This window comes from Vibrio sp. V12_P9A6T4, assembly GCF_963874835.1.
In the GTDB taxonomy this organism is placed as follows: Bacteria; Pseudomonadota; Gammaproteobacteria; order Enterobacterales; family Vibrionaceae; genus Vibrio; species Vibrio anguillarum.
In genome coordinates this window covers 1-6091 of the sequence record NZ_CAWNJO010000117.1, presented here as the reverse complement: position 1 = coordinate 6091, position 6091 = coordinate 1, and the positions used below count along the sequence as shown (strand labels likewise).

5 protein-coding genes are annotated in these 6091 nt (G+C 38.3%); all 5 read left to right on the top strand.

Features of this window, described 5'->3' with window-relative positions:
- The coding region (locus tag AACQ42_RS16835) for a VpsD family glycosyltransferase (protein ID WP_094166307.1) at positions 1 to 801 on the top strand (801 nt) is incomplete at its 5' end.
- Complete coding sequence (vpsE, locus tag AACQ42_RS16830; protein WP_094166306.1) at positions 798 to 2207, top strand: exopolysaccharide biosynthesis flippase VpsE; 1410 nt, start codon at positions 798 to 800, stop codon at positions 2205 to 2207. The genes AACQ42_RS16835 and vpsE, both read left to right, overlap by 4 nt.
- The gene (gene vpsF, locus AACQ42_RS16825; RefSeq protein WP_094166305.1) at positions 2204 to 3418 is read left to right on the top strand and encodes an exopolysaccharide biosynthesis protein VpsF; all 1215 of its coding nucleotides are present in this window, start codon (positions 2204 to 2206) and stop codon (positions 3416 to 3418) included. The genes vpsE and vpsF overlap by 4 nt, the downstream gene beginning before the upstream one ends.
- Before the next feature lie 212 nt (positions 3419 to 3630).
- Positions 3631 to 4959, top strand: a complete 1329-nt coding sequence (gene vpsH, locus AACQ42_RS16820) for an exopolysaccharide biosynthesis protein VpsH (RefSeq protein ID WP_094166304.1) — start codon at positions 3631 to 3633, stop codon at positions 4957 to 4959.
- A gap of 8 nt (positions 4960 to 4967) precedes the next feature.
- Positions 4968 to 6091 (top strand): sugar-transfer associated ATP-grasp domain-containing protein (locus AACQ42_RS16815; RefSeq protein ID WP_094166303.1); only part of this gene is annotated, 1124 nt, incomplete at its 3' end.

The following is a 6091-nucleotide window of genomic DNA, read 5'->3' as shown; positions in this document are numbered from 1 at the left end:
AGGTCTAAGAATATTGTAACTCTTCATTCTTATCGGAAAATAGCAAGAAAACCAGTATCAACGACTAATGATTTTTTATATGAAAAAATAATCCCGTTTTTAAGTAAATATTTTGTTGATGCTTTCACTTGCGTTGGAAATGAGCTGGGTGAGGCTCTAAAAAAAGATACTAAGAAACCAATTCATATAATTGGTAATCCTATTGATAAAGCTTATGTTTCTCTACTTAACAAAAAAAACGCTAATAATGTGCTGGATAATAAAATAAATTTAGTCACCTGTGCTCTCATTTCACGTCGTAAACGTGTGGATCTAATTTTAGATTTACTAAGACAGATACGAGATTTAGGTAGAGATGTAACATTAAATATAATAGGTCCTAATGTTGATCCTGTTTACTATTCTGAGCTTGAAAAATTAATTGAAGAATGGGACTTATCCGATAATGTTTCTTTTCTTGGAAAGCTGAATCAGAAAGAAATTATTCAGCAATATAAATACGCTGACATCGGTGTGTTTCTATCAGATCAAGAAACATTTGGCTTAGCACCTTTAGAAATGTTGGCAACAGGCTTGCCTCTTATTGCTACACCTGTGGGAATTTTAGGAGAGAGAAAGGATAGGTTTGCTAAATTAGGTGTGACGTTTTTTTCAAATGAACAAGCAAATAATATAGTGAACTCGATAGACTCCATTTATTATCGTGATACTGAAAATGCACAGGATTATATACATAATCATTTTTCATCCCAAGGCATTTTAAAACAATATGAGTCTTTATATGATGAGGTGATGGGGTGATAGCCAGCCTACTCAGATATGCCCCTGTTCAGGTTTTTGCTGCTTTAAGCCTCTTTATGCTAATCGCCGTACAAACTCGTTTCCTTACACCAGAAAATTATGGTGTGTTAGCGGTGGCTATGGTGGTTCTCGAACTCGTGCGTGCTTTTAGTACTCAGTGGCTCAACACGTCGATGTTACGTCTCTACCCTGGGTATTCGGATCGGGAGCAAGTCCAACTCGTTCAAACCATTTCACTGCTGGTTATTATCGGATCTTTGCTTGGTTTTATTGTTATCGCCGTAACTTTATTCATTTATCAGCAATTGAGTTGGGAACGATTATTGATACTGGGTGCTTTACTGTCGGTTAAATCGATATTTCAATACCAGTTAGAATTGAGTCGCTTAAATGAGCGATTGAGCGCTTATCGTCAAGCGACCGTATTGCAGTCAATTTCTGCGGTAGTGCTCTCCATCCTTTCACTCTCTTGGGCGGCTACTATTGAGTCTGCGTTGTTTGCTTTAACCTTGAGCTTTGGAATTGGAGCTTTAGGTCTTGGTTTTCCTAGACGGCCTGAATGGCATATTGCTATGTTAAAGCGTCTGCTTACTTACGGTATTCCGATCATGTTAGCGGGAGGAATTAGCGTATTAGGGGGAAGAGTCGATCGTTTATTTATCGCCCATTTCGTTGGGATGAACGAAACGGGTATCTATGCTGCGCAAGCCAACTTATTGATGGGAGTACTGGGCTTAGTTTTCATGGTAATTGCTATGCCTCTCTATCCTAATTTGGCCAAGCATGCGGAAGATAAAATCACCCTTGTGAGTCAGCATAAAACCTATCTGCATTTATTGGTTACCCTTACTTTGCCGGCTCTATTTGGACTTGGAATATTACAAGAAGAGATCATTAGGCTCTTTTTGGGGGAGCAATATCTCAGTAGTTCTACCGGACTATTCTGGGTGTTAGCGATCGCTGTTTATCTGATTAATTTTAAAGGTCATTACCTTGATCATGGTTTGCAGTTTCTATTACAGACTCGCAAGCTCCTATGGGTTTCTCTCTCGGGCTTAGTAGCGAGCATTTTCCTACTACCTTTTATGCTCAATCAATTTGGCATGTTTGGTGCGGCTATCACCTTGCTTATAGTGAGTGGCTTAGTCGCAATACTCTCTTTTATCAGCTCATGGAGATCGGGGTATCGTTACGCTATTGGCATTGATGGCGTCAAAGTGATCATTTCTTCACTTCTGATGGGCGGCTACTTATACGCAGTGAAACAGTGTCCACTGGCGATCCATTCATTATTCGCTCTAACCTTTTATGTCACCTCATCATTGTTGTTTTATGGCATCTGTTTGTGGTGCACGAATGCTTTTAATGCACGTCAACGTTTATTCTCAATCTGGAGGCCCAATTGAGCGAACGTAATCTCATTCGATGGATGATTCTGATTGTCCTCAGTGCGTTTCTGCTGGGGGCTTTTTTACTCGAAAATATGGGCATTCAGTACGTTTCAGAAGGCGGGAGCCCCATACTCAAAATTCATGTCTATTCCTATTTGAGTATGGGAGCTTTTGCTCTGTTGATATTGCGCGTTGGCCTTTTCAACCTAATTAAGCCATTACACGATCTCAAAAAGGCTTGGTGGCTAGCCATAGTATCGATGCTGGCCGTTATTTTATATGGCTTTATGCGATTTGGGACATCGGGACTCGCTTATCTTATTGATACGATTTTTATCCCTTTAGTTCTGGTTCCTGTTGTATACGGGTTATCCGATGCAGCTAAAAATCGATTACTGGCTCTACTCGGTTATCTTTTATTTATTAATGCATGCATCGCGATTATTGAACTTGTTTTGGGGCAGAGCATTGTTGCTGTTGAGATTGGTAGTTTTTCATTCTTCCGCTCGACTGCTTTTATGGCACATCCCCTTAACAATGCTCTCATTACGGCATCGCTAACGCCTATTGTTATGCGTTATACACGAATTCCGGCGGCTATGTATGTCTCTGTTATCGTGCTAGCCCTGTTTGCTTTTGGAGGGCGAGCTGCGTTGGGGATTTTCCTATTGGGTAATTTTCTGATGATGTTACCTAAATTACGTGACTTTTTCGGTCAGGGAGTGCGCTACCCAAAGCTGAAATTTGCTTATCTTCAGGCTTTGGTCTATTTCTCTGTGATTGCCGTTATTTTGACTCTAGTATTAAGCCCGATTGGTGAACGGATATTGTCTAAGTTGTATATAGATACGAGCGCCGAAGCGCGATTCGATGTTTTTATTTTACTTGAACAGCTTTCTTTTTCAGAGTGGTTATTCGGTGCTTCACATGGTCTATTGAATGATATTGTTTTTTATATTGGTATTAATGTTGTTGAAAACTACGTGATTGGATGGGTTCTTAATTTTGGTTTATTAGGGTGTATAGGCTTACTGCTTTCTACTTATCTTGTTCCTTTTATGTTGGTTTATAAGCAAGAATGGTCCGCAAAAATTGCTCTGCTCAGTTTTATGTTGATATCAGTTACTAATAATGCCTTAACAGTAAAAACGCCTGCGTTGATGTTTTTGGTGGTGGTTTTATCCTGTCACTACCGTTCATCTAATCACCATCTACACAGGAGATAATAAATATGGTTTTATCTGTTAATTTTCTCTTTAAGGATATGTGTGGACTGAATATCACATCGGATGAGTGATTTTTCAATGAACGGAACTGTACTTTAATATTCATCAAGATAGTTAGCAATAATATTTGACGGGTGATTTTTTAAATGTAACCAATACAGTTGTCAATACAGCCTAAATTATACAAATATTGTTCCAAAGGACTTTTACTGATGTTTACCAGTTCACTTTATATTAAAGCACCAATCTGGCTGCAAAATGTCATGCTTTCTGTACGGGCGCTGTCACGCAAAATGGTCAGAGAAAATGGTGAGATGCGCGCGGTGTTGCAAGAGATCCAAGCTAACGAGTTTTCACGTACTCATTTAGCGGATTATCAACACAAGCAGCTACAAAAAACCTTGGCGAATGCTTGTAACCATGTGCCGTTTTATCAGGATTTAGAGGTGCCTAATCTTGAGCTTGAGGCTTTCCCTTATTTGGATAAATCCGCATTACGCCGTGATCACAAACAGTTTATCTCACAAAATAAACCGTCAGTGGTGGTGAAAGGGGCGACCAGTGGCACAACGGGGACGCCTTTGACTATTTTGCAAGATAGGCATTCGGTTATTCGTGAGCAAGCCTTTGTCGAAAGACAGTTGGCTTGGGCTGGATATCGTAAAGGGGATAAACGAGCGTGGATCCGTGGCGATATGGTGGTGCCATTAAGTCAAAAGCAAGGACCATTCTGGCGCTACTCTTGGTTTGAGCAGATGATAGTGCTTTCATCTTTCCATCTGACATCGCAAACGATGTCGAGTTATCTGCAAGCCATGGTCGATTTTGGGGTTGAAGTGATTCAGGCATACCCTTCTTCGATTGCTACGTTAGCCCGCTATTTAGAAGCTAACCAAAGTTATTATCCGGCGAAGCTTAAATCCATTATCACTTCATCAGAATCGTTGTCAGCAGAAGATAGACAGGTGATTGAGACACGCTTTGGCTGCAAAGTCTTTGACTGGTATGGCCTATTTGAGCGAGTGGCTGCGATAGGGCAGTGTGAGCATGGTCGCTACCATTTGCTCTCCGACTATTCGCATGTGGAATTGTTAGCCGTAGGCGACGGGCGTTACGAGTTGGTTGGCACTAACTTTAATAATCAGTATTTCCCTTTGATCCGCTATAAGACCGGTGATCATGTGCATTTATCTGAAAACGAGATCTGTCCTTGTGGTCGGATTTTTCCTGTGATTGACCATGTTGATGGACGGATTGGTGATTATTTAATTGGTGAGGATGGGCAAAAAATACACATCCTTAACCATATACCTAAAGGGGTTAATGGATTATTGGCAACGCAATTTTTACAGAAGGATGTCAATAAAGTAATAGTATTGGTTGTTGTGGACTCAAGAATCTTTGATCTGACTCAGGAGGAGATTCTAATTAAAAATACAAAGGATAGGATAGGAAAAAGCATTTGTGTTGAAATTGTAAAAGTTGATTCTATTCCTAAAACTAAAAATGGAAAAACAAGACAGGCTATTTGCTTTATATAGGAATAAATATGACGTCAGTGAATTTTTTAAAACATAAAATTGTTGATTTTATAAGGGTCGGTTATCTTTTTATTAAAGATAAAAGGACTCGTGGACATGTGATTCGCTATATTAGATCTAATAATAAAAAAAATATAAAAACTATTAGGTTTGAAACTAAGGAGCTTTGGAAATATTGGGGGGTTTTCCCTATTCAATATTACACGCATGATTTTTATTCAAAGTTTTGCTTGTTAAAGTTGGATGAAATGAAGGAATACATGCCATCATACTATTTTTATAAAATAGTATATCCATATTATGATGACATAGAAAAAACTACGTTAATGTTAGAAAATAAAACATCAATGAAGAGGTTGTTTGAAGGCGTTGATATTCCTACATCAAGAACAATATTTACTAAATTAAATAACATTTTTTTATCAAATGATAATGTGAATGCTGTTGGTGAAATGGAAATTAATTTTTTAATTAAACATTGTTCGGCAAAACGAATTTTTATAAAACCTACTGATGGACGCGGTGGAAAAGGTATAATTATTGCTGAGAAAATCGGGGTTAGCTATTTTTTTGAAGAGAATATTATAGATTATAAATTTTTATTAGATCTGGATGGTGACTATGTTGTAGAGGAAGGGATTGAACAACATGCAGAGATATCAAAAGTGTATGAGCAAAGTGTAAATACACTTAGAGCTGTAACTATAAGGAAAAAAAATAATCAAGTTGAGTTAATAGCAGTGACATTACGAATGGGGATTAATGGCCGTAAGATAGATAATGGCTCTGCAGGTGGAATACTCATCGGTATCGATTTAATGTCAGGAGGCCCTTTAAAACCATATGCAACTTATGAATATGGTGAGGAGGAATTTATCCATCATCCAGACAGTGGTTTTATATTTTCAGAGCTAAATATACCAAATTGGATAGATATAAAGTCTGGTATTATTGATTCTGCAAGAAAATTGGAGAATGCAAATCTAATAGGATGGGATGTTGCTATAACTAATGAAGGTTTTTTGATGATAGAGGCTAACACTCTTTTAGGTTTAGACCATATGCAATCTGGCGTCGGTGGTTTGAGAGACCATTTTATTGTTGGTGAACCATTGTTAGCTATCTGTAATGG